We start from the raw sequence: 25,189 nt of genomic DNA, 5'->3' as shown, positions 1-25,189 counted from the left end.
CTTCCTCCCGTTGGTGAACGGACCGCCGCGATGGCGATCCGTGCCCTCCTGCTCCGAGCGCGCAGCTTCGATCCGGCCGCATCACGCGGGGATGAAGCGATCGTTAGGGAAACCTTGCCGGGCGGTCAGCCGCGGGCGTCGAGCGCGGCCACCGCGGGCAGCGTCTTGCCTTCCAGAAACTCGAGGAAGGCGCCGCCGCCGGTGGAGATGTAGGACACCTGGTCGGCGATGCCGTACTTGTCGACCGCGGCCAGGGTGTCGCCGCCGCCGGCGATCGAGAACGCCTTCGATGCGGCGATCGCGCGCGCCAGCGCTTCGGTGCCCTCGCCGAAGGCATCGAACTCGAACACACCCACCGGTCCGTTCCACACCACGGTGCCGGCGCTGGCGATCATGCCGGCGTAGCGCGCCGCGGTGTCGGGGCCGATGTCGAGGATCAGGTCGTCCGCCGCCACGTCCGCCACCGCCTTGACCGTGGCCTGCGCGTCGGGATGGAACTGCTGGGCGACCACGACGTCGGTCGGCACCGGGATGTCGGCGCCGCGCGCGCGCGCCTTGTCGAGGATCTCGCGGGCGGTGTCGAGCAGGTCCGGTTCGTGCAGCGACTTGCCCACCGGCAGGCCCTGCGCGGCGATGAACGTGTTGGCGATGCCGCCGCCGACGATCAGCTGGTCGACCTTGCCGACCAGGTTGGCGAGCAGCTCGAGCTTGGTCGAGACCTTGCTGCCGGCGACGATCGCCAGCAGGGGCCGCGCCGGCTGCTCCAGCGCCTTGGCCAGCGCGTCGAGCTCGGCCATCAGCAGCGGGCCGCCGGCCGCCTGCGCAGCGAAGCGGATCACGCCGTGGGTCGAGGCCTGCGCGCGATGCGCGGTGCCGAAGGCATCCATCACGAACACGTCGCACAGCGCGGCGTACTTGCGCGAAAGCGCCTCGTCGTCCTTGCCCTCGCCGACGTTCATCCGGCAGTTTTCCAGCAGCACGACCTGGCCGGGTGCCACGTCCACCCCGTCGATCCAGTCGCGCACCAGCGGCACCGGCCTGCCGAGCAGTTCGCCAAGCCGCCGCGCCACCGGCGCCAGCGAGTTCTCCTCGCTCCATTGGCCTTCCTTCGGTCGCCCCAGGTGCGAGGTGACCATCACCGCCGCGCCCTTCTCCAGCGCCAGTTTCAGCGTGGGAATCGACGCGGTGATGCGCTGCTCGGAGGTGATCCGGCCGTTGTCGATCGGAACGTTGAGGTCCTGCCGGATCAGCACACGCTTGCCGGCAAGGTCGAGGTCGGTCATTCGCTGGATGGTCATGGGCATTGGTCGAGACGGCGAATCCGGCATTGTCGGCGCCGCCAGCGCGGCAGGCAAACGTTGCAGCCGCGACCGATCAGCCGCGCGGCTTGCGCAAGAGACTCATGGCGAGGCCCGCCACCAGCGCGGCACCGCACAGCAGCAGCGCCCACAGCAGCCAGCCGCGCCAGTCGCTTGGCGCCGTGCCGGGCCGCAGTGCATCCTCGCCCGCAAGCGGTCGCATCTGCGCCAGCGATGCGATGCCGGGCTGCCAGTCCCGGCCATGGGCCTTGCCGATCGCCTCGAGCGACTGCGCCACCGGCGCGGCGCCACGCTCGGCGCGCGCGCTGCCTGCGACCAGACGGTATGGCGCCTCGCCCTGGGCGATGAACACCAGCGCCTCGGGTCGCCAGCCCAGGCGCAGGCGTGGCACCAGGCTCGCGCCGTCGGCGCCCACCAGCTTCCACTGGCGGTCGCGGGTGATGCCCGACAGCGGCTGCGGCGCGGAGCGGTTGGCGCCTTCGCCGCTGCCGATCGCATACGCCACCCAAGGGCCGGCGCGCAGCGTCCACGGCGCCTCGTCGTGTTCGCGGCTGTACAGGCGCCACTGCCCCGTGCCGTTGCCCGGGTACTGCAGGTCGGCCACTTCGACCGGATAGCGCCCATCGAGCTCGAACAGCTGCGCAGCCACGCCGCGCTCGTCCATCGGCGAGCCGGCCAGTTCGCGCCACTGCAGCGGTGCGCGCCGGTCTGGCGGCGCGAGTTCGGCGCGCACCGACTGCAGCCGGGGGCTGCCCTCGCCCTGCGCAGGCAGCAGGCGCAGGTAGCGCGCGCTCGCGGCCACCGGTACGCGCTGCTGGAGCAGCCGTTCGCCATCGCGCGACAGGTCCACCAGCTGCGCCGCCGACTGCACGGAACGCCATTGGCGCAGATCGTCGCTGGCCTCGACCCGGTAGGCGCGGTCGATGCCGTCGTTGTCCGCGGCCCAGGCCAGGTGCAGCGCCTCGATGCGGACGTCCAGCGCGCTGGCGTCGACCAGCCAGGCTTGCGGACGTTCGCCCGGGGGCGCGGCGACGGTGCCCGCCTGGACCCGCAGGATGCGGCCGTCGGCGGCACGGTCGACCGCCATCGACCAGCCGTCACCCGGATTCTCCGCCGCCGGCAGCGCGAACCAGCGCAGGTCCACGCGCACAGCGTCGGCATCGCCGCCATCGCCGGTGCGCATCAGCTGCGCCGGTACCGGCGCGCCGGCGGCATCGAGCACGTCGATGTCGCGCAGCGCGGGCGAACGCGCCTGCCGGTAGACCGCTGCGTCGAGCACCACGGCGTAGGCGCCCGCATCCGGGTCGGCGAGCGTGAGCGACCACTGCGTGGCGTAGTCGTCCGCGGGCGCGGCCGATGCGGACAGGGCCAGCAGCGCCAGGCCCAGCGTCGTGCCGAGGCGGATCATGCGGGCTGCTCCTGCGCCATCGTCGCCGCGCGCGGCGGCGCCGGCGCGAAATAGCCCACCAGCGTGCACAGCAGGCCGTAGGCGATGAAGGAGCCGATGCCGAGCAGGTCGCCCAGGTGCTGCCGGTCCACCAGCACCAGCTTGGCCAGCACCACCCCCATCAGCACCGCACCGGCCAGCCACAGCATGCGCTGGCCGCGACGCGAACCGGCGATCCAGCCGATTACGCCGAGCAGGCTCCAGACCACGGTCAGGCTGGTCTGCGCCAAGCTGCTCACCGCCATGCCGCCATCCCAGTCGACGCCGCCCCAGTGGTGCACGGCGCGCAGGGTGACGATGGTGAGCAGGGCGAAACCGCCGAACGAGAGCAGCGCGATGCGCATCGACGCGAACGCGGCAGGCGCCTGGTCCGACCACAGCCAGCGCGCGAGCAGGACCAGCACGAGCAGCTGCACCTGGTCGAGCGGATTGAGCAGCGGCAGCCACGGCAAGGGATCGCCGCTGCCGGCCGCCCACAGGCTGGCCAACCACCACAGCGCGAGCACGGTGCCCACCACCAGCTGCAGCGGCAGGCGCATCGCATCGAAGCGATCGCCGCGCAGCGCGCGCAGCCACCGCCAGCGCCACATCGACGCCACCGCCAGGGCCACCCACGGCAGGGCGATCGCCGCCAGCATCCAGCCCTGCGCCATGCCGGCGTGGCTGGCGCCCCAGCCGCCGGACAGCGACAGCACCGAAGGCCACGCCAGCCACCACGCGAACTGCGCCCAGTCGCCGGTGCGGCCCTCGTCGCCACGCAGGCACTGCAGGCTGCGCACGCCGAACGCCGCGTACGCGAGCCAGGCCCAGGCGCCCATGCCCCCGAACGGATGCGCATGCGCCGCGGTCTGCGCCAGCGCGAACGGGATCGCCGCGGCCAGCACGACCAGGCTGGTCGCCGCCAGCGCGCGCGCCGGTCGCCAGCGATGCACTTCCGCCGCCAGCCAGCCGGTCATCGCCGCAGCCGCCAGCAGCGCATCGACCCGTGCCTCGACCGGGACGAACCCGACGATCTCCTGCTGCAGGTTGCCGCACCACCATGCGAGGCCCCACAGGTAGTACGCGAGGGCGTGACGCGGCTGGCCGCCAGCACGACAGCTCCAGGCGCTCGCGAACCCGGCGAGCGCGATCAGCAAGGCGCCCATGAAGGCGGGATTGGCGATCGCCTGCACGTCCGGCGCGGGTGCGGCCGACATGCCGGTGGCGTAGGCGAACGCGGCGGCCAGCTGCAGCCCGGGGCCCGCCAGCTGCGGCAGCAGCCGCTGCTGCCTCAGGCCCAGCCACACCAGCGCCGCGCCCTCCAGCGCGAAGACGCTGGCGGTGGCGTGCGCCGACAGCGCCAGCGGCACCGACAGCGTGGCAAAGCCGACCGCCAGCAGCGCATGCGCCTGCGAAAGCAGCTCGAAACCCTCGCGTCGCCGCAGCAACCACGCCAGCGCCGCATACACGCCCGCCAGCGCCAGCGCGCAGAACGCAAGCGGCATGCGGTCGCCCTCGAGCAATGCGGCCTGCAGCGAAAACGCGACCAGCGGCGTGCCGAACAGCAGGCAGCCGTCGATCTGGTCGCGTCGCCCGGGCGGACGGCGTCGCGCATACAGGATCGGCAGCAGCAGGTAGAACCCGAAGAACAGCAGCAGGAACGGCTGGGTACTGGCCAGCTTGTCGGGCGAATAGGCCAGCACCCCCCAGGCGATGCCGATGCCCCAGGTGAACACGAACCCCAGCAGGTTGAGCACCCGCCAGGCCTTCATCCAGGCGATGGCGAAGATCGCCGCATTGAGCACCGCGTAATACGAGAACAGCGCGACATGGTTGCCGCTGCCGGTCGACAGCCAGATCGGCGCGAGGAAGCCGGCCAGAATGCCGAGCACGGCCAGCGTGCGCGAATCCTGCAGGACCGCCAGCACGCCCAGCCCCGCCACCAGCACCACGCTCAGCCCGAACGCTGCAGCCGCGGGGATCAGTCCGTACAGCTTGAACGCGGCGAAGACCACCAGCAGCAGCACGCCGATCGCCCCGCCCTGCAGCGCCAGCGCGAACGCCGGGCGGGCAGCGCGTTGGCGCCAACCGAACACCAGGCCCACCGATGCCGCGGCAGCCACGCCGGCCAGGCGGAGCTCGACGGGCAGCTGCAGCCAGCCCTGTTCATTGGCGTACTTGAGCAAAGCGGCCACGCCGGCCAGCAGCACCAGCATGCCGACCTTGACCGGGACGTTGCCCACGGTGAACCAGCGCTTGATCGCGCGCGCAGCAAGTTCGAAACCGTGCGGACGCGCGGGTGCTGCGGCACGGGTCCGGGGCGGCGTGGCCGGCAACGGCGGCGGAGCCGCGCCCCGTGTGTCCGGGGCAGGCGTCGCCTCCGACTCCGCGCGGGCGCCGACGGCGGCCGGACCGGCTTCGGCGCGCGTATCGACGGATGCGGCCGCGAGGTCGGCGACAGCGTGCTCGTCCGGGAGCGTCACGTCGCGGGAGCGCGTCCCTCGGGTGCCGACGTCCGCTCCGGTCCTCGCCTGCCCGGCATCACCGCCATTGACCGGCGCGGCGGCCGCTGCGCGCCCGCCTTCCGCCTGGGACGTGGTTCCGCCCGTCCGCTTCGCGGCCGTGCGCAACTCCCACAACTCGAGTTCCAGCTGGCCCACACGTCGTTTCAGCCCGCCGATGGACACCAGCGCGACCACCAGCAGCACGGGAACCGCCAACAGCACCAGCACCAGCAGGGCCAGGAGACCTTCCATTCCGCCATCCCGTCGAGCGCCGCTCCGGGCGCAGTGCCGGCCACCTTAACGGGCCGGGTCGCGAAAACAAGAAGCCCCGCGCGAGCGGGGCTTCGGGTATCGCCTGTGGCTACCGCCGGCTTACTTGCCGGCGACCACGCGCACCATTTCCAGGCACTTGTTGGAATAGCCCCACTCGTTGTCGTACCAGGCCACCAGCTTGACGAAGGTGGGGTCGAGCGCGATGCCCGCGTCGGCGTCGAACACCGAGGTGCAGGTCTCGCCAACGAAGTCGGTGGCGACCACCTTGTCCTCGGTGTAGCCGAGGATGCCCTTGAGCGCGCCCTGGCTCTGCGCCTTCATCTCGGCCTTGATCTCGTCGTAGCTGGCCGGGTTCTCCAGCTCGGCGGTGAGGTCGACCACCGACACGTCGGAGGTGGGCACGCGAAAGCTCATGCCGGTGAGCTTCTTGTTGAGCTCGGGGATCACCACGCCGACGGCCTTGGCCGCGCCGGTGCTGGAGGGAATGATGTTCTCGAGGATGCCGCGGCCGCCGCGCCAGTCCTTGTTGCTCGGGCCGTCGACGGTCTTCTGCGTCGCGGTGGCCGCGTGCACGGTGGTCATCAGGCCGCGCTTGATGCCCCACTTGTCGTTGAGCACCTTGGCCAGCGGCGCCAGGCAGTTGGTGGTGCACGAGGCGTTGGAGATGATCGCCTCGCCCTTGTAGGTGCTGTGGTTGACGCCGAACACGAACATCGGCGTGTCGTCCTTGGACGGCGCCGACTGGATCACCTTCTTCGCGCCGGCATCGATGTGCTTCTGGCAGGTGTCCTTGGTCAGGAACAGGCCGGTGGATTCGATCACCACCTCGGCGCCCACCTCGTCCCACTTCAGGTTGGCCGGGTCGCGTTCCTGGGTCAGGCGGATGCGGTTGCCGTTGACCACCAGGGTGTTGCCATCGACCGACACCTCGCCCTTGAAGCGGCCGTGCACCGAGTCGTAGCGCAGCATGTAGGCCAGGTAATCGGGCTCGAGCAGGTCGTTGATGCCGACGATCTGGATGTCGTCGAAGTTCTGGACCGCCGAACGCAGCACGTTGCGGCCGATGCGGCCGAACCCGTTGATGCCTACCTTGATCGCCATGGTGCGCGGACTCCCGGACAGGGTTGGAAAGAAGCGCCGATTCTAGCAGGCCGATCGTGGCGATCCGGCCCGCGCATCGGCGCGCGGCTGGTTGCGTCTGCAATGATCCGGATCAAGGTGGCGCGGCGCGCGCACGGACACACTGGCGCCCACCCCACACGGAGTTCCCCATGAAGCGCACCTCCACCCTGCTGCTCGCGGCCCTGGCCGCGGCCGTCGCCATGCCTGCCGCCGCCCAGTCCAAGGGCGACTGGACCCTCGGCGTCGGCGCCCACAACGTCGACCCGAAGTCCGACAACGGCAGCCTCAACGCCACCGCCCTGGGCCTGGGCCCGCTGCCGCCCACCGAAGTCGGCAACAGCGTGCGTCCCACCATCACCGCCGAGTACTTCATCGCCGACAACCTCGGCATCGAGGTGCTGGCCGCCCTGCCCTTCCAGCACGACATCGAGGTGCGCGGCGTGGGCAAGGTCGGCAGCACCAAGCACCTGCCGCCGGTGGTCTCGCTGCAGTACCACTTCGCCAACGCCAGCAAGGCCACCCCGTTCGTGGGCGTGGGCCTGAACTACACCACCTTCTTCAGCGAGGAGACCACCGGCGCCCTGGCCGGGACCGAACTCAAGCTGGACGATTCCTGGGGCCTGGCCGCGCACGTGGGCGTGGATTTCGCCATCGGCGAGCGCAGCGCGATCCGCGTCGACGCCCGCTGGGCCGATATCGACAGCGACGTGACGGTGAACGGCGTCGGTGTCGGCACCGCCAACATCGATCCGATGGTCTACGGCATGGCCTGGGTCATGAAGTTCTGAGTCGCGGGGCGGCGCCGCAAGGCGCCGGCCCGGACGCCCGGCGGGCCGGTCCGGCTGCCGGGCGTTCGCGTTTTGCGGATCGACGATTCAAGCATCCGCCTTGATGGATCCGCGCGAGGTGGCCTGCCCGCACCGCGGCGCGAGCGCCGCCGCGCCGATCAGCGCGGGTCTTCGCCGGCGACGTCCGGCAGTTCGCCCGGCGGCTGGTCGCCGACGGTCCACAGGCGCTCGAGCGCATAGAACTCGCGCACCCGCGGCAGCATCACATGCACCACCACGTCGCCAAGGTCGACCAGCACCCATTCGGCCTCGCGCTCGCCTTCCACGCCGAGCGGCTGGCAGTCGAGCTGCTTGGCCTGGCGCACCACTTCGTCGGCGATCGACTTGACGTGGCGGGTCGAGGTGCCCGATGCGATGACCATGTAGTCGCAGACACTGGTCCTGCCGCGCACGTCGATTTCGATGACGTCCTTGGCCTTGAGCGTGTCGACCGCGGCGTGGATGGTGCGAAGCAGCACCTCGGCGGCCGGCGGCGGGTTCGGGAGACGGGTCTTGATGACGTGGGCGGAACTGGACAAGGGCGCTGGCTCTGGAGGTTGCCGCGCGATTATACCGGGGACGGCGTCTGGACCCCGTGCACGCCGTACAGCTGGTGGCGCACGATGTAGTCGGCGACGCCCGGCGGTACCAGTTCCTGCCAGGAGCCGCCGGCGGCGATGGCCGCCCGCACCTGGCTGGCCGAAGCCGGATGCAGGGACTGGCGCAGGCGCAGCAGGCGGCCGGCGGGCTCGGCGCGCAGCGCTTCGGGATCGTCGCTCCAGCGTCCGGCGGTGGCCTCGGCCAGCTCGGGCGGCAGGCTGCGGTCCAGGCCGCTGCCGGGGCGTTCGGCGACCACGAAATGCGCCAGCCCGAACAGCGCCCGCCAGTCGTGCCACTCCGGCAGGGCCAGCAGGCTGTCGGCGCCCACCAGCAGCGCCACCGGCACGGACGCGCCCAGTTCCCCGCGCAGCGCGCGCAGGGTGTCGACGCTGTAGCTGGGGCCCTCGCGGCGCAGTTCGCGCAGGTCGATGTGGAACTCCGGCTCGTCGGCGATCGCGAGCGCCAGCATCGCGGCGCGCCGCGAGGCGTCGGCGCCCGGCGGCGCGCGGTGGGGAGGATCGGCGGCGGGCATGAAGTGCACCGGCCCGCCCAGCATGTCGCGCGCCGCGCAGGCCGTTGCCAGATGGCCATGGTGCACCGGATCGAAGGTGCCGCCGTACAGCACCAGCAGCGCTTCGCGGTCCGCACCGGTGTGATCGGCGCCTTGCGGCATTGGGTGGCGGGTGGCTGGCATCGTGTCGGCGTCCATGCGGGGCGGCGATCCCGAGCCTAGCCCGGATCCGCGCAAGAAGCGGTCAAGACCCCTGTGGGGACATGGCGATCCCGGCGTTCGGGACCAGCGATCGGCCTGTCCGGTCAGCCGGCCAGCGCCACCGCCTTGGGCTCGGCCACCGCGACCAGCAGGCGCTCCAGCGCCAGCCAGGCGTCGGCGGGCTCTTCGCCCAACCGCACGCGACCCTTGGCGATGCGGTCCACCGCGCCGGCCATCACCACGAAACGCTCCCAGCGCGCGGCCGGGTGCCGGGCAAGCGCCCGCTTGTACACCGCCTGCTTGGAGTCCCAGACGCGCTGCGCCTTGAATTCCGAAGCCAGGTTGCCGCCGCGCGCCTGCACCCGCGCCAGCGCCGCGACCCGGTTGAGCTCCATCACCACCATGCCCATCAGTGCCGGCACCGCCTCGCCCTCGGCGCGCAGACCTGCCAGCATGCGCGCGGCCTGCGCGGCCTGGCCGCCCAGCGCGGCATCGACCAGGCGGAACACGTCGAAGCGGGCGGCATCGGCCACCAGCGACTCCATGCGAGCCGCGTCGAGCGTGCCCTCGCCGGCCAGCAACGCGAGTTTGTCGACTTCCTGCGCGGCGGCCAGCAGGTTGCCCTGCACGCGTTCGGCCAGGCGCTGCACCGCGGCCCGTTCGGCGCGCACGCCGCGTTGGCGCATCCGCGATTCCAGCCAGCCCTCGAGCTCGTGCGGCCGTACCGCCGGCGCCTGCACCACGTGGCCGACGCCGGCGATGGCCTCGCTCCAGCGTCCGCCGTGCTGGCGGCTCCATTCGCGCGCGGTGACCAGCAGCACGATCTCCGGCGGTCCCGCCCCGTCCCTGGTGGCCTGGGCGGCGGCGGCACAGTAGCCGGCGATGACTTCGGCCCCTTCCTTGCCCGGGCGGCCGGTCGGCAGGCGCAGTTCGATCAGCCGCTGCGCGGAGAACAGGCTGGGCGCGCGGAAGCTGGCGTCCAGCGTGTTCCAGTCGAAATCGCGGCCGTCGGCGTCGAACACCTCGCGCTCGCCATAACCGCAGTCGCGGGCGCGGGCGCGGATCGCATCGGCCGCTTCCAGCACCAGCAGGGTTTCGGCGCCCGCCACCAGGTAGGCCGGACGCAGCGGCTCGGCACCCAGCTGCGCGGCCAGCCGCTCGGGCTTCAGCTCCATGCCGCGGCGCGGTTCACTGCGTGGCCTGGCGGCGCTCGCGCGTCGCCGCGTCGATGCGGCGCAGGATGGCGGCGTTCATTTCGCGCTGCAGCTCGCGCCCCAGCAGCTCGGCCTCGGTGTCGGTACCGGTCTGGTCGGTGGGCACGGAAATGTAGTCGCGCGACAGCTCCACCGCCTGCTGCGGCACGATCTCGTCGCCATTGGCATCGATCAGGGCGAACACCACGGCGTAGCGCAGCGTGTATTCCTGGGCACGGCCGAACTGGTCGATGCTCAGCGGCAGCGAGGCCCAGCGTTCGGACCGGATCGCCAGCACCGCGAGCCGGCCGGGGGTCTCCTTCCCGGCCACCTGCACGCCGGCATGGCCGAGCGAGCGTTCCAGCGACAGCGCCAGCGCGCTGTAGGGATCGCGCGCGGTCACCCGCACCTGGCCCAGGTCCTCGGGCAGTTGCAGCGCTTCGCGCAGGTGGAAGCCGCAGCCCGTCAGGCCAAGGGCGAGCAGCGCGGCAAGCAGGCAGGTCCGGATCATCGGCGAAGTCTGGCGGAGGGCGGCGACGCGGGCAAGCAGGCCGGTGCCGCGCATTCAGCCCGCCACCACGTTGACGATCTTGCCCGGCACCACGATGACCTTGCGCACCTGCAGGCCCGACAGGAAGGCCTGCACGTTGGGATCGGCCAGGGCCGCGGCCTCGATGGCCTCGCGCGCTGCGTCCACGGCGATCTCGATGGTGCCGCGCAGCTTGCCGTTGACCTGCACCGCCAGCGTCACGGCGTCGCGCACCAGGGCCGCCGGGTCGGCCCGCGGGAACGGCACGTCCTCCAGCAGCGCTTCGGCATGGCCCAGCGCCTGCCACAGCGCATGGCTGGCGTGCGGGGTGATCGGGTTGAGCAGCAGCACCATCGCCTCCAGGCACTCCTGGCGCAGGGCGCGGCCGTTGCCGCTGGCGTCGTCGAACTTCGCCACCGCGTTGAGCAGCTCCATCACCGCGGCGATGGCGGTATTGAAGCTGTGGCGGCGGCCGTAGTCATCGCCGACCTTCTGGATGGTCTCGTGCAGCTGGCGGCGCAGGGTCTTCTGCGGCGCGGTCAGCGCGGCCGCGTCAAGGGGCGGAGCCGCGCACGCCTCGACGTGGCGCTGCACCTGGGTCCACAGCCGGCGCAGGAAACGCGCCATGCCTTCCACCCCGGCCTCGTTCCACTCCAGCGACAGTTCCGGCGGCGAGGCGAACATCGAGAACAGGCGGACGGTGTCGGCGCCGTAGCGGGCGATCATCGCCTGCGGGTCGACGCCGTTGTTCTTCGACTTGGACATCTTCTCGACGCCGCCGATCAGCACCGGATGGCCGTCGGCCTTGAGCGTGGCGCCGGTGATGCGACCCTTGTCGTCGCGCTCCACGTCCACGTCGGCCGGGTTGAACCATTCCTTCGCGCCGTTGACGTGCTCGCGGTAGTAGGTCTCGGCGATCACCATGCCCTGGGTGAGCAGGCGCGCGGCCGGCTCGTCGCTGTCGACCAGGCCCTGGTCGCGCAGCAGCTTGTGGAAGAAGCGGAAGTACAGCAGGTGCAGGATCGCGTGCTCGATGCCGCCGATGTACTGGTCCACCGGGGTCCAGTACTTCGCGCGCCCGTCGACCATGTCGACCGCGCCGGGCGAGGTGTAGCGCGCGTAGTACCAGCTCGACTCCATGAAGGTGTCGAAGGTGTCGGTCTCGCGCTCGGCCGGCTTGCCGCAGTCCGGGCAGGTGGTCCTGCGCCACTGCGGATCGGACTTGATCGGCGAGTGCACCACGCCTGCGTTGGAGAAGGCGTCGGCCACGTCCTCGGGCAGCACCACCGGCAGCTGGTCCTCGGGCACCGGCACCGCGCCGCAGCCCTCGCAGTAGATCACCGGGATCGGACAGCCCCAGTAGCGCTGGCGGCTCACGCCCCAGTCGCGCAGGCGGAAGTTGACCTTGCGCCGACCCGAGCCCTCGGCCTCGAAGCGCTGCGCCAGCGCCTCGAAGGCGCCGGCGTAGTCCAGGCCGTTGTACTCGCCGGAGTTGATCAGGAAGCCGCGCTCGGTGTACGCACCGCGCTGCTCGATCCCGTCCAGGTAGTCGCGCACCACCGCGACCGCGGCCGCGGTGTCGTAGGCATCCACCGATCCGCCGGCCAGCGCGGCCTGGAACGGGTCGGCGTCGTGGGCCACGTCGCCGATGACCTCGGCCAGCGCGTCGCGCACGCCCTGCGGCACGATCACCGGCCGCACCGGCAGGCCGTAGGCCTTGGCGAATTCCCAGTCGCGCTGGTCATGCGCCGGCACCGCCATGACCGCACCGGTGCCGTAGCCCATCAGCACGAAATTGGCGACGTAGATCGGCACGTCCTCGCCGGTGAGCGGGTGGATCGCCCACTGCCCGGTGGCCATGCCGCGCTTGTCCTGGGCCTCGATGTCGGCCTCGGACACGCCGCCGCGCTTGAGCTCGGCCAGGAACGCGGCCAGCTCCGGATTCGAGGCGGCCGCCTTGAGCGCGAGCGGATGTTCGCCGGCGATGGAGATGAAGGTCGCCCCCATCAGCGTATCCGGCCGCGTGGTGTAGACGGTGAGCGGCTCGTCCTCGCCATCGACCCGGAAGCGGATCTCCAGGCCCTCGCTGCGGCCGATCCAGTTGCGCTGCATGGTCTTGACCGACTCCGGCCAGCCATCGAGCGTGTCCAGCCCGTCCAGCAGCTCCTGGGCGTAGTCGGTGATGCGCAGGAACCACTGCGGGATCTCGCGCTTCTCGACCAGCGCGCCGGAGCGCCAGCCGCGGCCGTCGATCACCTGCTCGTTGGCCAGCACGGTCTGGTCGACCGGATCCCAGTTCACCACCGAGTTGCGCCGGTAGGCCAGGCCCTGCTTCATCAGGCGCACGAACATGCGCTGCTCGTGCACGTAGTAGTCGGGCGAGCAGGTGGCGAACTCGCGCGACCAGTCGATCGCGTAGCCCAGCGACTTGAGCTGGGCGCGCATGTGGTCGATGTTGGCGTAGGTCCACTTCGCCGGCGCGGTCGCATTCTTGATCGCCGCGTTCTCCGCCGGCAGGCCGAACGCATCCCAGCCCATCGGCTGCAGCACGTTCCTGCCGGTCATGCGCTGGTAGCGGCTGATCACGTCGCCGATGGTGTAGTTGCGCACGTGGCCCATGTGCAGCGCGCCGGACGGGTACGGCAGCATCGACAGGCAGAAGAACTTCGGCTTGCCGGGCTGTTCGGTCACCTCGAAGGCGCGCGTGTCCTCCCAGAAGCGCTGCGCGGCGGCCTCGACCGGGGCGGGCTGGTAGGCGGCGGATTCTGGGCTGGCGGACTCGACGGACACGGCATCTGCGCTGGAAAAACGGGGACGGGAAGCCTACCGCAGCGCGGCAGCCCCGTCATTCGCCGCGGCGCGGCGCGCAGCGGCGGACCGTCCCCCGTCGGCGGGTCCGTGGCGCCCGGCCGCACTGTGGTTCAATCGCGCCACCCTTGCCGACCGTGCCGGACCATGGCCGAAACGACCCGACTGCTCCCCTTCCTCGTCCTGGCCGCGGGCCTGTCGCCGCACGCGATGGCGGCCGATGCCGTCGCCCTGCACTGCGAACGCCTGTTCGACGCCCGCGCCGGCAAGGTGCTGGGCGAGCACACCATCGTGGTCGAGGACGGCCGCATCCGTTCGCTGCTGCCCGGCCGGGCCAAGCTGCCCGAGGGGACCGGCTCGATCGACCTGGCCGGCCGCACCTGCCTGCCCGGCTGGACCGACCTGCACGTGCACCTGGGCAGCCAGTCGAGTCCGCAGAGCTATTCGGAAGGCTTCCGCCTGGACCCGGTCGACTACGCCTTCCGCGCGGTCGGCTACGCCGGCAAGACGCTGCGCGCCGGATTCACCAGCGTGCGCGACCTCGGTGGCGAGGTGTCGCCGCACCTGCGCGATGCGATCAACCAGGACCTGGTCGACGGCCCGCGCATCTTCGCCGCCGGCAAGTCCATCGCCACCACCGGCGGCCACGCCGACCCGAGCAACGGCTGGAACTCGATGCTCTCGCATCTGCTAGGCCCGCCGGGCCCGACCGAAGGCGTGATCAATTCCGTCGACGACGCCCGCCAGGCCGTGCGCCAGCGCTACAAGGACGGCAGCGACGTGATCAAGATCACCGCCACCGGCGGCGTGCTGAGCTATGCCAGGTCCGGCGACGCGCCGCAGTTCACGCTCGACGAGATCCGCGCGGTGGTCGAGACCGCCAGGGACTACGGCTACACCGTCGCCGCGCACGCGCACGGCGAGGAAGGCATGAAGCGCGCGGTGCAGGCCGGCGTGACCAGCATCGAACACGGCACCCACATGAGCGACGAGGTGATGCGGCTGATGAAGCAGCACGGCACCTGGTACGTGCCCACCATCTACGCCGGGCGCTTCGTCGCCGACAAGGCGAAGGAGCCGGGCTACTTCCCCGAGATCGTGCGGCCCAAGGCCGCGCGCATCGGCGCACTGATCCAGGACACGGCCGCGCGCGCATACCGCGCCGGGGTGCAGATCGGCTTCGGCACCGACCAGGGCGTCGGTCCGCACGGCGACAACGCGCGCGAGTTCATCTACATGGTCGAGGCCGGGATCCCGGCGGCGTATGCGCTGCAGTCGGCGACGCTGCATGCGGCGCAGATGCTGGGCGTCGACGACCAGGGCGTGATCGAGGCGGGCAAGCGCGCCGACATCATCGCCCTGCCCGGCGATCCGGTAGCCGACATCAATGCGGTCATGGGGGTGGACTTCGTGATGAAGGACGGCCGCGTGCACCACGGCCCGGGGGCCGAATGAACCTGGAATGGCTGGGCTACATCGCCGCCACGCTCACCACGCTGTCGTTCGTTCCGCAGGCGGCCAAGACGATCCGCAGCCGCGATACCAGCGGCATCTCGCTGGGGATGTACGTGGTGTTCACCCTCGGCATCGTGTGCTGGTTCGGCTATGGCCTGGTGCTGGGATCGTGGCCGATGATCCTGGCCAACGCGGTCACCTTCGTGCTGGCGGCGGTGATCCTGGGCCTGAAGCTGCGGCACGGCTGAGCGCCGCTCGCGAGTCCAGCCACCCCATCCACGCGAACCAGGCGGCGAACGCCAGCCGCTGGCTCGGGCCCGCACCGAGCAGGCCCGGCAGCAGCACGCCCGCGCCCAGCACCAGCAGCCATGCCGCCATGGCCGCGAGGCGCAGCCCGCGCAACCTGGCCGACAGCAGCGTCGCACCCGCCAGGAAGGCGATCCACCACAGCGTCCAGGCCACGGCGTGCCAGCGGCTGGCGCCGTCGTCGGGATGCGCGATGTCCAGCGGCAGCAGCCCCTGCGCCGCATAGGCCAGCGTGGACAGCAGCAGCATCGCCGCGCCCAGTCGCGCCGCCATGCCGGCACGCTCCGGCAGCCGCGCGCGCAGCCGCCAAGCGCAGACGGCCAGCAGCAGGCCGGGCAGCACGAACACCAGCAGGTTGAAGGCCAGCGCGTGCGGCATGCCGGCGGCGCCGGGCAGCGCGACCGGGTGGACCAGGTGCGAGTAGCCGGGCAGGGCCGCGGCCAGCGCGACGAAGGCGCAGGCGGCGAGCAGGCCGGCGGCCACGGCGAGCCAGCGGTCGCGCGCCCTCATGCGCCCTCCCAGCGGAACACGTCCTCCACCCCCACGCCGAATGCGCGCGCGATGCGGAACGCCAGTTCCAGCGAGGGCGCGTAGCGCCCCGCCTCCAGCGCCAGGATGGTCTGCCGCGTGACCCGGCAGGCGTCGGCCAGCGCCTGCTGGGTCATCTCGCCATGCTCGAAGCGCAGGCGGCGGATATGGTTGGCGATGGGCGTCCCGCTCACTGGCGGTCGCGCCAGTACAGCCAGGCCACGCGTGCCTCGCCCACCACGCTTGCCAGCAGGATCGGCAGCAGCAGCAGCGAGGCCAGCCGCACGGGCTCCACGGACAGGGTGAAAAGTCCCGGCATCACCGCCCAGGCCACCGCGATCGCCAACAAGGAGAGCTCCAGCACGCGTCTGGCGACCTGGTCGCCCTGCGCACGGAGGGCGCGGTCGCGCTCGTCTCCGTCGATGTCGCGGTGACGCCTGTTGGCGTCGATGAATCTCCTGCGAAGCAACGGATAGCACGCCACGAGTACCACGTAGGCGGCGAAGAACAGCCAGGACGACAGCAAGCCCTGCATCGACCCCAGCGATACGCCCCCCAACACCAGAATCGCGGTCATGCCCACGGCGAGCTGCTGCCAGCTGGCCTTCTCCGATAGCGACGGGGTCTCGCCATCCCGTCCCGGACGCTCGGCCAGCTGCTGCAGCAGTCCAGCCCCCGCGAGCACGACCAGCATGACGCCGCCGAAGACCAGATGGGCGGCGCCCTCGCGCAGGCCCAGTACGCACAAGGCAAGGCCGAGCGCAGCCACCAGCCCCAGCATGGCCAGCACGAGTCCGGCGGAGGCCACGCCTTTTCCGATCACCCGCCCCATGACGACCTCCTGCCGGCCAGGTACATCAGCGCCGTCGCCGCGTACTCGACCAGCCAGCCCAGCATCAGCCCGAACACCAGGAGGCTGGCGATGCCGAAAGGCGTCGCCCAGGCCATCCGGTCCGGGGACGGGAAGCCCAGCGACACCGCCAGCGCGATCCCGGCCACCACCAGCGCATTGCGCCCGTGGCTCGCCGCGCGCAAGGCGATGTCGCGGTCGCGTTCGTCCTCGTCCACCGCGCCCTTCCAGCGCGCCGCCACCACCTGCGACAGCACGGCCCAGGCCACCAGCAGCATCACCAGGCTGCGGACGGCGCCCTGCGCCGAATGCCGGTCGGCCGACGGCCCCAGGAACAGCTCTGCGCGCGTGGCGACGAAGACCATCGCCACCAGCATGAAGGCCGTCCCGATCCAAGCCTTCCATTCGGCCGGCGCGATCGCGCGCTCGCCCTCGCCGCGCGGCAGCCGCGACAGGGCCAGCAGGCTGGTCCAGGCCGCCGTGATCAGCAGGACCATGCCGGCATTGCCGCCATCCACGCCGAGCACGCGCTCGGGCCCCGCGAGCAGCAGCCACAGCGCGGGAAGCGCGATGGTCGCCAGTCCCGCCACCTGCCAGGGTCGTATCGTCACGATGTCATCTCCAGCGGACTCGATGTAAAGAATACTTTACCTATCCAGATTCGATGTCAAGTATTTTTTACATGTGTGTCGGCGCGGCCGTGCGGTCGCCAGCAATCGAGTGCCTCAGGTTCTCGCCCTGATCTCCGCACGCAGCGCGCGGGCGAGCCCGCCGCGGCGCTCGACCTGCAGTCGCGGCAGCCCCAGCCAGCCGGCCAGCTGCAGCAGTTCCTCCGCCAGCTCGGCGGCGGTCGCCTCCGGCGCCTGCGGCTCGACGTGCGCGCTGCGCACCACGAGCATGCCGGCGCGACGTTCCGCCTTCAGGTCCACGCGGGCGACGATGCGGTCACCGAGCAGGAACGGCAGCACGTAATAGCCGTGGCTGCGCAGGTGTTCGGGCACGTAGATCTCGATGCGGTAGCGGAAGTCGAACAGGCGTTCGGTGCGCTCGCGCTCCCAGACCACCGGATCGAAGGGGCTGAGCAGGGCACGCGCGTCGATGCGCCGGGGCACGCGCGCATCCCGGTGCAGGAAGGCCGGACGCGCCCAGCCTTCGACGCGCACCGGCAGCAGTTCGCCCGCCTCGACCAGCGCCGCCAGCGCGGGCCGGCTCTGGCCGTGGTGCATGCGGTAGTAGTCGCGCAGGCAGGCCTCGGTGGCGACGCCGTGCGAGATCGCCGCGCGCCGCACCAGTTCGACGTGCGCCACGGCATCGTCCGGCACCGGCTGCGCCAGCACCGCCGCCGGCAGCACGCGCTCCGGCAGGTCGTACAGGCGCTCGAACGCGCCGTTGCGCCCGGCCACGGCCAGCTCGCCACTGGCGAACAGGTACTCCAGCGCCTGCTTGGTCGCCGACCAGTTCCAGCCCCAGTGGGTCTTCATGCGCGGCAGGCCGTCGTCGAGGTCGCGCGCGGTCGACGGACCGCGCTCGCGCACCTCGTCGAGCAGCGAGGCGATCAGCTTCGGATCGGGGCGCGTCGCGCTCCACGCGTGGCCGCGTTCGCGGTAGCCGCGCATGCGGTGCTGCATGACCGGCCACAGCTCGACCGGCATGAAGGCGGCCACGTGCGCCCAGTACTCCACGATCCTGCGCGGCGCCTGCTCCGCGGCGCGTTGCAGCAGCGCGGTGTCGTAGGCGCCCATGCGGCTGTACAGCGGCATGTAGTGCGCCCGCTGCAGCACGTTGACCGAATCGATCTGCAGCACCCCGGTGCGCGCGAGCGTGCGCGAGAAGGTGCGCAGCGTCGGCGTGGCGTGGCGCCGGTCGGCGAAGCCCTGCGCGGCCAGCGCGATGCGGCGTGCCTGCGCACGGTCCAGTGCAAGACTCACGATCACTCCGGGGCGGAAACGCTGGCGACATTGTGCCGCGGTTGTTTTCCTCCGCTCTGCCACAATGTGTGGGATTCGTTGCCCAGGAGCCGCCCGTCCATGTCCGCCGAAATCAGCACGCCCCACGTCTTCGACGCCACCACCGCAGGCTTCGAAACCGAAGTGCTGCAGAAGTCGCTGGAGGTGCCGGTCCTGGTCGATTTCTGGGCCGAATGGTGCGGCCCGTGCAAGACCCTCGGGCCGATCCTCGAGAAGCTCGCCGGCGAATACCACGGCGCTTTCCTGCTGGCCAAGGTCGATACCGAGAAGGAGCCGCAGATCGCCGGCGCCTTCCAGATCCGTTCGATCCCGACCGTGTTCCTGGTCAAGGACGGGCAGATCCTCGACGGCTTCCAGGGCGCGCTGGCCGAGGGCCAGGTGCGCCAGTTCCTGCAGCACCACGGCATCGAGCCGGGCGAGCCTGTCGAGGAAGCGCCGGCCGAGGCCGCGCCGCTGGATCCGCACGCCGAGGTCGCGCGCCTGCGCGAGGCCGTGGCCGCCGAACCGGGCCAGGACGAACTCAGGCTCGACCTCGCCCTGGCGCTGCTGCAGACCGGCGCGGCGGCCGAGGCCGAACGGCTGCTCGACGCGCTGCCGGCCAACCTCTCCACCGACGACCGAGCGGTCAGGGCGCGCGCGCGCCTGGGCTTTGCCGCCCTGCTAGCCGAGGCGCCGCCGGTCGCGGCGCTGGAAGCGGCGATCGCCGCCGACCCCGGCGACCTGCGCGCCCGCCACCTGCTGGGCGTGCACAGGATCGTCGGCGGCGATCCCGAAGCCGGGCTGCAGCAGTTCCTGGAAATGCTGCAGCGCGACCGCGGCTTCGACGACGGCCTGCCGCGTCGCGCCCTGATCGACGCCTTCCGCATCCTCGACGACGCCGAACTGGTAGGCCGCTACCGCCGGCGCATGGCCTCGCTGCTGCTGGTCTAGGCCTCGGCTCAGCTGAGCAGCAGCGTGGCGACGTACTGCAGCGCGCGGTAGACCGTCACGTTGACCAGGAGCGTGCCCGCGATGAGGGCCAGCGCGCCGGCGGCGGCGCGCAGCCACCCGACGCCGTAGCCGCGCGCGACCTGGCGCCACGTCCAGGCGGCCAGCGCGACCAGCAGCCCCGTCGACAGGGCGGTCACGAGCGGCGCGGGCCAGGCGTGCCGCAGCATCCAGCGCACGGCCTGGCCGAAGACCAGCGTGGCCGGCAGCAGCAGCGCGAAGAAGTGAAGGGTCACCACGACGTGCTCGGCGTAGTAGCGCCCGCGCCCGGCCATCGCCGCCATCAGCAGCAGCGCCACGAACGGCACGTGCAGGATCAGCAGCGCCTTGCTCACGTCAGCGGCGATCGCGTCGTAGTCGCGGCGCAGCTCGGCCAGGGTGTAGCCGTCGCCGCCACCGGCGCGGTCGCGCGCATCGCGGCGCGCGACCAGCGCCCGCGTCGGGCCGGCGGTGACGACCCCGTGGAGCTGTCCGGGGAACCGTTCCAGCCCCGCCGGCGCCTCGTCGCCCATGGCGGCCACGGCCATCGCCCCGGGCACCTGGCTGGCGAACGAGAGGTCGAAGTCGGCGCGCAGCGGCGCCACGAAATAGACCAGGTTGGCGAGCAGGTACAGGGTGAGCGGCGGCAGCCACCGGCGCCTGCGGCCGGACATGTAGTCGCGGTCGAGCACGCCGGGGCGCAGCACCAGCGCGCGCAACGAACCCCACAGGCGTCCGTCGAGGTCGGTGAGCAGCTCGAAGCACTGCGCGGCAAGGTGGCCCAGGCGCCGGTCCGACTCGTCGAAACGCTTCTGGCCACAGGCGCCGCAATAGGCGTCGGTCACGGGGGCGCCGCAGTTGCGGCAGGCATCGCTGGCGGGCAAGGCAGGGCTCCGTTGCGGACGCGGCATTCGACCACGGCGGCGCCAGCGGGGGAACCACCATACCGCCCCGCATGGTAGGCTCCCGCCCCCGTGTCTGGCCCGCCGGAAACGACGATGAGCCCCACCCTGCTGCGCTGGATCTTCAACCTGTGGCCGCCGTTCGCCGCATCGGGGATCCACGTCACCGGCATCTCGCGCGACTGGCGCCACGCGCAGGTCGAGCTGCGCATGCGCGCGTGGAACCGCAACTACGTGCGCACGCACTACGGCGGCAACCTGTTCTCGATGACCGATCCGTTCTGGATGATCATGACCCTGCAGTCGCTGGGCCGCGACTACATCGTCTGGGACCAGGCCGGCAGCATCGATTTCCTCAAGCCGGGCAAGGGCACGGTGGTGGCGGACTTCCGGCTCGACGACGCCGTGCTGGACACGATGCGCGCGGCCACCGCGGAAGGCGGACGCTACCTGCACTGGTTCCAGACCGACATCCTCGACGGCCAGGGCGACGTGGTCGCCCGCGTGCGCAAGCAGGTCTACGTGCGGCGCAAGCGCGACCGCTGATCCTCAGGCCCGTCTTCCGGCACGCCCGCGCGAGCGCCGGGCAGGGGCAGTTCGAACCAGTCATCGTCCGCGGCCGGCGCGTCGTACTGGCGGACCCGCAGGCTCGCGCCATCGCTGCCCGGCTGCAGCGGGCGCGCTGGACTGCGCAGCGGCTGCGGCAGCTCCGCCAGCCGCGCCGCCAGCGGACGCCGGTCGCTGGCCGTGTCGCGCAGCCACAGCAGCGCCGCGAGCAGCCGCAGCCGCGCGCCATGGTCCAGCGCACGGGTCGAGTACTGCGCGTACGCGGGCGCGGCGATGGAGTCCAGGATGCAGCCGACGAGATTGTCGACGCAGGCCAAGGGCGTCGGTCGGGGCGCCGGTGGCGCCGGGAATGGCTGGTCCGCGGCGATGCGGTCACGGGCCTGCGGCATGCAGGCGTCCGCGAGCCGCAGGGCCGCCATGCCCCGGCTCTTCGCTTCGTTGTAGAGCAGCGGATGCGGCCGCTGCGCGAGCGAGGCGCGGGCACCCGTCGCGTAGGCGAACTCGCCCCGCATGGCCTGGCACAGCGTCAGCTCCTCCGGCTGCGGCGGACGCAAGGCGGCCCGGCAGGCGCCGGGCACGGCGTGGTCGGCAGGGAGTTCGCTCAACATCCCGGCGATCAGCCTGCCGCCCGCGTCGCTGGCGGAGACGCCCATCATCGCCACCACCAGCATGTCGCTGTTGGCGGCCAGGCGCCGCCAGGTGGCGAGATCGCGACAGGCGACGGCAAGCCCCGCGTCGAGGTCGCCCTGCGCGAACAGGACCGCGGCATGGGTCGTGCCGGCGCGCGCGAGATCGAGCGGCGGAAACGGCATGTCCATGCGCGCGGGGAAGCGGTTGGCCACATGCCCGTGGCGCTCCAGCGCCGCGACGCGCTGGAACAGCCCGGCGTGGCGTTCGAGCAGCGCCTGGTATGCCGGCAGGTCGGCACGCACCCGGATCAGACAGTCCTCCCCGTAGGCGGTGCACAGGCGTGCCCGGTCGTCGCTGTCCGGCAGCTGCACCGGATGGTGCGTGGCCGCTTCGCTGCGGAAGGCGGAAGCCCCGGTCCAGCCATCGCCGCCCGGCGGCGGCGCGGCGCGCAGTCGCGCGGCATCGCGTTCGACGATGCCGGCCATGTCGGCATCGTCGACCGGATAAGGCAGCAGCCACAGCGCATCGAACGCGTTGCTGCCCGGCGCGGCCCAGGGGGCTTGCATCAACGCGAGCGCTTCGCGCTGCATGCGGCCGGGTCCGCTCGCCCTGCCCGCCAGCCACGACAGCACCACGATCGCGGCGACAGCCACCACCGCCGTGCCCAGCCATTTCAGCATCCTGCGCATGTCACCTCCCCTTGTCCGGATCGTAGCGGTTTCCCGGCGCTGGTTCACTGCTGTCGCGGCGCGCCTTGTATATGCTTTCCCCCCAATACAGGGGATGGCATGGTCGCAGGGGAACACATCGGAGCGCAGGCGCCACTGCCGGACATCGCCGGCTACCGTCTGACGCGCGTGATCGGCGAAGGCGGGATGTCGACCGTGTACCTCGGCACGCAGGTGTCGCTGGGGCGCGAGGTCGCGATCAAGCTGATGCGCCCGGAGGCGCTGGCCGATGAGGTGAGCCGGCGCCGCTTCGAGAACGAGGCGCGCACGATCGCGCGGCTGGAGCATCCGCACATCGTCGGCATCCACGAAGTGGGCCGCACCGCCGACGGCCTGCCCTGGTATTCGATGCCCTACCTGCCGCGCGGCCATGTCGGCCAGCGCGACCTCACCGGCAATCCGCAGCAGGTCCGCGAGATCCTGCGCGCGCTGCTGTCGGCGCTGGCCTATGCCCATGCGCGCGGCGTCGTGCATCGCGACGTCAAGACCGAGAACGTGCTGTTCGACGAAGCCGACCGGCCGCTGCTGGCCGATTTCGGCATCGCCCTGCGCCGCGGCCACGGCACCCGCGTGACCATGACCGGCCTGGCCGTGGGCAGCACCGCCTACATGGCACCGGAGCAGGCGCGCGGCGAACAGGTGGACCATCGCGCCGACCTCTACAGCGTCGGCGTGCTGGCCTGGGAAATGCTGGCCGGCGAACTGCCCTACAAGGCCGACGACGCGCTGGCGATGGCGATCCAGCACGCGCAGAAGCCGGTGCCGAAGCTGCCGCCTGCGCTGCGCCACTGGCAGCGCTTCATGGAACGGGCGCTGGCCAAGTCGCCGCGCCGGCGCTTCCACGATGCGGCGCAGATGCTGGCCGCGCTCGAGCAGGTGCCGCTGTCGGCGCATGCGCGCGGCGCCTGGTTGGGCGCGGCGGTGGTGCGCGGTCGCGGTGCCCTGCAGCGGCTGCCGGCGCTGGCCTGGGTGGGCCTGGCCCTGCTGTGCGCCGCCGCGCTGGGACTGGGCCTGCATTTCGCGGAACCCGTCGCGCCAGCCGTCGACGACAACGCGCAGCCGGCGATGGCGCGCGCGCCTTCGACCGGGTTCCACGCGCCCGCACCGGTCGACGCGGTCACCATGCACCAGGCCGCCCCGCTGTCGCAGGCGGACCTCGGAGTCGAACGCGCACGCGAACAGATCGCGGCGGGGCGACTGACCCGGCCCGCCGGCGACAGCGCCACGGACCACGTGCTCGCGGCGTGGCAGGCGGACCCGGCGCATCCGCAGCTGGGCGAAACCGCGGCGGCGCTGATGGATGGGCTGGGGGCCGCGGTCGCCGAGGCCATCGCCCGGGATCGCGACCAGGACACCGAAGCATTGCTGCAGGCGGCCGGACGCGTGCGCAGCGAGACCTCCGCGCTGCCGGCCGACGCGCAGCGGCGCTGGCAGGACCGCGTCGACAAGGCGCTGGCCGCGCGCATCGACGCGGCCGCACGCAAGGTCGATCGCGCCCGCGCCACGCGCACGGCCGCACTGGCCGGGCCCGCCGACCTGCCGGCGGCGGCGGGGCGGCGCCTGCAGGCCCAGGCCGCGCGCGTGCCCGACCTGGGCGGACGCACCGCGGGCAATCTCGACGGCATGGTGGTGCTCGAGGGCGGCGAGCGTCCGGTCGCCGCGTTTGCCCGCCCGGTCAGCCGCGCCGAGTACGCGCGCTTCGCCGAGGTCAACGGGCGCGAGCCGGCGCTGTGCCGCGAACGCATTTCGCTGCTGCGCGTGCTGGATCCGCGCAACTGGCAGACCCCGGGCTTCGAGCAGGGCGACCGCGACCCGGTGGTCTGCGTCTCCTGGATCGACGCCGAAGCCTATGCGCAGTGGCGCGGGCGGCGCGACGGCCATCGCTACCGCCTGGCGACGGCGGCCGAAGGCGCCCGCCTGGCTGCCGCGACGGGCGACCGCCCGGTGTCGGAATGGCGCGCGGACTGCGGCGACACCTGCGCACGCCGCGCCGCCACCGGCCCCAGCTGGCGCACCGACAGCAGCGCGCGCACGCTGGTGCCCGACCGCGGCTACGACGACGTCGGTTTCCGGCTGGTGCGCGAGCTGTAGGACGGGGCGCCGCCACCGGCGTCCCGGGCGCAGCGACGGCAGCGCATCGCGGATGCGGCGGGCGCAGGTTCCAGGCGCCGCAGTCGCACACAGTGTCGCGCCACCACGCGCCGCCGCGCGCGGAGCGGACCGGTAGAATCCGCGCATGTCATCGACCCCCACGCCCGCGCAGCGCCTGCAGCGCCTGTTCCTCACCGGCCTGCTGACCCTGCTGCCGATCTGGCTGACCTGGGTGGTGGTCAAGTTCGTGTTCGTCCTGCTGTCTGACATCAGCAGGCCCTGGGTCGGCCCGGTCGCCGCGCAGGTCGCGGCCTGGTTCCCGGACACGCTGGGCTGGATCAACGCCGGCTCGGTGCTGGCCACCATGGCCATGGCCGCGACCCTGCTGCTGATCCTCATGGTGGGCTGGCTGGCGCGGCGCGTGGTCGGCCAGCGCCTGCTGTCCTGGCTGGAGGCGCTGGTGCAGCGCATTCCGCTGGCCAACATCATCTACTCCAGCGCGCGCAAGCTGCTCGACATCCTGCAGACCAAGCCCGACGGCACCCAGCGGGTAGTGCTGATCGACTTCCCGCACGACCAGATGAAGTCGGTCGGCTTCGTCACCCGGGTGATCCGCGAGCACGGCACCGGCCGCGAACTTGCCGCGGTGTACGTGCCGACCACGCCCAATCCCACCTCCGGCTACCTGGAAATCGTGCCGGTGGAGAAGATCACGCCCACCGACTGGACCGTGGACCAGGCGATGAGCTTCATCATCAGCGGCGGCGCGGTGGCGCCGGACACGATCCCGTTCGCGCCACCGGCGCAGGCGCCGCGCACCGGCGACGCCGGGGCCTGACGCGACCCCCGGGCAGCGAACGCCGCGGCGCGCATGCGTCGTTCCCCT

Annotated in this window: 23 protein-coding genes; 7 read left to right on the top strand and 16 right to left on the bottom strand. The window is 72.0% G+C overall.

Features of this window, described 5'->3' with window-relative positions:
* Positions 1 to 125: 125 nt before the first annotated feature.
* From Q0863_RS00870 to gap, 4 genes are all read right to left on the bottom strand, one after another.
* Positions 126 to 1,298, bottom strand: coding sequence for a phosphoglycerate kinase (locus tag Q0863_RS00870; protein ID WP_298573671.1), 1,173 nt, complete (start codon positions 1,296 to 1,298; stop codon positions 126 to 128).
* A 76-nt stretch (positions 1,299 to 1,374) separates the two neighbouring features.
* Positions 1,375 to 2,727 (bottom strand): DUF3999 domain-containing protein, encoded by a 1,353-nt coding sequence (locus Q0863_RS00865; RefSeq protein ID WP_298573670.1) that lies wholly within the window; start codon positions 2,725 to 2,727, stop codon positions 1,375 to 1,377.
* Positions 2,724 to 5,501, bottom strand: coding sequence for a DUF2339 domain-containing protein (locus tag Q0863_RS00860; RefSeq protein WP_298573669.1), 2,778 nt, complete (start codon positions 5,499 to 5,501; stop codon positions 2,724 to 2,726). The genes Q0863_RS00865 and Q0863_RS00860 overlap by 4 nt, the downstream gene beginning before the upstream one ends.
* Positions 5,502 to 5,621: 120 nt before the next feature.
* Positions 5,622 to 6,623: a type I glyceraldehyde-3-phosphate dehydrogenase gene (gap, locus tag Q0863_RS00855; RefSeq protein ID WP_298573668.1), complete on the bottom strand. Its 1,002-nt coding sequence runs from the start codon at positions 6,621 to 6,623 to the stop codon at positions 5,622 to 5,624.
* Positions 6,624 to 6,793: 170 nt separating this feature from the next.
* Here gap and Q0863_RS00850 point away from each other — a divergent pair, with 170 nt between their 5' ends.
* Entirely contained in the window at positions 6,794 to 7,432 is a 639-nt protein-coding gene (locus Q0863_RS00850) for an OmpW family outer membrane protein (protein WP_298573667.1), read from the top strand.
* Positions 7,433 to 7,590: 158 nt separating this feature from the next.
* Here the strand turns inward: Q0863_RS00850 and rsfS are convergent, their stop codons facing one another.
* From rsfS to leuS, 5 genes are all read right to left on the bottom strand, one after another.
* Complete coding sequence (rsfS, locus tag Q0863_RS00845) at positions 7,591 to 8,010, bottom strand: ribosome silencing factor (RefSeq protein WP_298573666.1); 420 nt, start codon at positions 8,008 to 8,010, stop codon at positions 7,591 to 7,593.
* 29 nt (positions 8,011 to 8,039) lie between these two features.
* Entirely contained in the window at positions 8,040 to 8,744 is a 705-nt protein-coding gene (gene nadD, locus Q0863_RS00840) for a nicotinate-nucleotide adenylyltransferase (protein ID WP_298575808.1), read from the bottom strand.
* A 143-nt stretch (positions 8,745 to 8,887) separates the two neighbouring features.
* A complete protein-coding gene (gene holA, locus Q0863_RS00835) occupies positions 8,888 to 9,958 on the bottom strand; it encodes a DNA polymerase III subunit delta (protein ID WP_298573665.1) in 1,071 nt (356 codons plus the stop codon).
* Positions 9,959 to 9,971: 13 nt separating this feature from the next.
* A complete protein-coding gene (gene lptE, locus Q0863_RS00830; RefSeq protein ID WP_298573664.1) occupies positions 9,972 to 10,487 on the bottom strand; it encodes an LPS assembly lipoprotein LptE in 516 nt (171 codons plus the stop codon).
* A 54-nt stretch (positions 10,488 to 10,541) separates the two neighbouring features.
* Entirely contained in the window at positions 10,542 to 13,295 is a 2,754-nt protein-coding gene (gene leuS / locus Q0863_RS00825) for a leucine--tRNA ligase (RefSeq protein WP_298573663.1), read from the bottom strand.
* A 165-nt stretch (positions 13,296 to 13,460) separates the two neighbouring features.
* Between leuS and Q0863_RS00820 the strand changes: the two genes are divergently transcribed.
* Positions 13,461 to 14,768 carry an amidohydrolase family protein gene (locus tag Q0863_RS00820; RefSeq protein ID WP_298573662.1) on the top strand — a complete coding sequence of 436 codons (1,308 nt, stop codon included), beginning with the start codon at positions 13,461 to 13,463 and terminating at the stop codon, positions 14,766 to 14,768.
* Positions 14,765 to 15,016 (top strand): SemiSWEET transporter, encoded by a 252-nt coding sequence (locus Q0863_RS00815; protein WP_298573661.1) that lies wholly within the window; start codon positions 14,765 to 14,767, stop codon positions 15,014 to 15,016. Before Q0863_RS00820 ends, Q0863_RS00815 begins: the two co-directional genes overlap by 4 nt.
* Here the strand turns inward: Q0863_RS00815 and Q0863_RS00810 are convergent.
* The 5 genes from Q0863_RS00810 to Q0863_RS00790 all read right to left on the bottom strand — a co-directional run bounded on the left by Q0863_RS00810 (position 14,964) and on the right by Q0863_RS00790 (position 18,380).
* On the bottom strand, positions 14,964 to 15,584 hold the full coding sequence (locus Q0863_RS00810; protein ID WP_298573660.1) for a DUF998 domain-containing protein: 621 nt from the start codon (positions 15,582 to 15,584) through the stop codon (positions 14,964 to 14,966). The two genes, Q0863_RS00815 and Q0863_RS00810, sit on opposite strands and share 53 nt — an antisense overlap.
* A complete protein-coding gene (locus tag Q0863_RS00805; RefSeq protein ID WP_345780507.1) occupies positions 15,581 to 15,781 on the bottom strand; it encodes a helix-turn-helix transcriptional regulator in 201 nt (66 codons plus the stop codon). Before Q0863_RS00805 ends, Q0863_RS00810 begins: the two co-directional genes overlap by 4 nt.
* 11 nt (positions 15,782 to 15,792) lie before the next feature.
* Positions 15,793 to 16,434 (bottom strand): hypothetical protein, encoded by a 642-nt coding sequence (locus Q0863_RS00800; RefSeq protein WP_298573658.1) that lies wholly within the window; start codon positions 16,432 to 16,434, stop codon positions 15,793 to 15,795.
* Positions 16,422 to 17,063, bottom strand: coding sequence for a hypothetical protein (locus Q0863_RS00795; RefSeq protein ID WP_298573657.1), 642 nt, complete (start codon positions 17,061 to 17,063; stop codon positions 16,422 to 16,424). Before Q0863_RS00795 ends, Q0863_RS00800 begins: the two co-directional genes overlap by 13 nt.
* Before the next feature lie 114 nt (positions 17,064 to 17,177).
* Complete coding sequence (locus Q0863_RS00790; RefSeq protein WP_298573656.1) at positions 17,178 to 18,380, bottom strand: crosslink repair DNA glycosylase YcaQ family protein; 1,203 nt, start codon at positions 18,378 to 18,380, stop codon at positions 17,178 to 17,180.
* 99 nt (positions 18,381 to 18,479) lie between these two features.
* On the opposite strand from Q0863_RS00790, the gene trxA reads away from it, so the two are divergent.
* Positions 18,480 to 19,349, top strand: coding sequence for a thioredoxin (gene trxA, locus Q0863_RS00785; protein ID WP_298573655.1), 870 nt, complete (start codon positions 18,480 to 18,482; stop codon positions 19,347 to 19,349).
* Between the two features lie 8 nt (positions 19,350 to 19,357).
* Here the strand turns inward: trxA and Q0863_RS00780 are convergent, their stop codons facing one another.
* Entirely contained in the window at positions 19,358 to 20,230 is an 873-nt protein-coding gene (locus tag Q0863_RS00780) for a DUF3667 domain-containing protein (protein ID WP_298573654.1), read from the bottom strand.
* Between the two features lie 153 nt (positions 20,231 to 20,383).
* On the opposite strand from Q0863_RS00780, the gene Q0863_RS00775 reads away from it, so the two are divergent.
* Positions 20,384 to 20,833 (top strand): DUF4442 domain-containing protein, encoded by a 450-nt coding sequence (locus Q0863_RS00775; RefSeq protein WP_298573653.1) that lies wholly within the window; start codon positions 20,384 to 20,386, stop codon positions 20,831 to 20,833.
* Here the strand turns inward: Q0863_RS00775 and Q0863_RS00770 are convergent.
* Positions 20,806 to 22,173: a hypothetical protein gene (locus tag Q0863_RS00770; RefSeq protein ID WP_298573652.1), complete on the bottom strand. Its 1,368-nt coding sequence runs from the start codon at positions 22,171 to 22,173 to the stop codon at positions 20,806 to 20,808. The two genes, Q0863_RS00775 and Q0863_RS00770, sit on opposite strands and share 28 nt — an antisense overlap.
* A gap of 99 nt (positions 22,174 to 22,272) precedes the next feature.
* Here Q0863_RS00770 and Q0863_RS00765 point away from each other — a divergent pair, with 99 nt between their 5' ends.
* Both Q0863_RS00765 and Q0863_RS00760 read left to right on the top strand, forming a co-directional pair.
* Positions 22,273 to 24,303, top strand: a complete 2,031-nt coding sequence (locus Q0863_RS00765) for a bifunctional serine/threonine-protein kinase/formylglycine-generating enzyme family protein (protein WP_298573651.1) — start codon at positions 22,273 to 22,275, stop codon at positions 24,301 to 24,303.
* A 145-nt stretch (positions 24,304 to 24,448) separates the two neighbouring features.
* Complete coding sequence (locus tag Q0863_RS00760; RefSeq protein ID WP_298573650.1) at positions 24,449 to 25,141, top strand: DUF502 domain-containing protein; 693 nt, start codon at positions 24,449 to 24,451, stop codon at positions 25,139 to 25,141.
* The last annotated feature ends 48 nt before the right edge of the window (positions 25,142 to 25,189 follow it).

It is taken from the genome of uncultured Luteimonas sp. (assembly GCF_947492465.1).
Classification (GTDB): Bacteria; Pseudomonadota; Gammaproteobacteria; order Xanthomonadales; family Xanthomonadaceae; genus Luteimonas.
The sequence above is the reverse complement of the archived record's forward strand: the minus strand, read 5'-3'. Positions and strand labels throughout refer to the sequence as shown.